Raw genomic sequence first — 399 nt, 5'->3', positions numbered from 1 at the left:
TGCCTGCTGATACGGCAGAAAGGTGACGGCCGGCGATATCATCAGCTGAAGCCCATGATCGCGCGGGCACGGGCGGCGGCGGCCTTGTCGATATCGCCGGAGGCCACGGCGGCATCGAGCTTGGCAGATTGCACCCGGCGCTCTTCGGCGGCGATCTTGTCGCGCAGCTCGGTGGAGCGGATCAAGTTGTTGAGCGCGGTCGTGAGGTCCTTCATGCCGCGTGGATCGATATCCCCGCTTGCCAGCGTCATCTGCATGCGGAACTGCAAAGTGGTCAGCTGCTGGAAGAGCGCGCGGGTGACATCGATCTCCTCTGACAGCGAGGCCTCGGCGAGGAAGGCGCGGATCTCGTCCTGCGCCTGCTCCTGCGCCCGCGCGTAGTCCCGGAAGTCCGATCCG

The 399-nt window shown here is 65.7% G+C and carries 1 pseudogene; it reads right to left on the bottom strand.

Annotated elements, in window-relative coordinates:
* Positions 1 to 41: 41 nt before the first annotated feature.
* Positions 42 to 399 (bottom strand): annotated as a pseudogene (locus tag PMES_RS16395) (DUF3486 family protein); the annotation flags it as partial.

Source organism: Profundibacterium mesophilum KAUST100406-0324, from assembly GCF_009835145.1.
GTDB lineage: Bacteria > Pseudomonadota > Alphaproteobacteria > Rhodobacterales > Rhodobacteraceae > Profundibacterium > Profundibacterium mesophilum.
The sequence above is the reverse complement of the archived record's forward strand: the minus strand, read 5'-3'. Positions and strand labels throughout refer to the sequence as shown.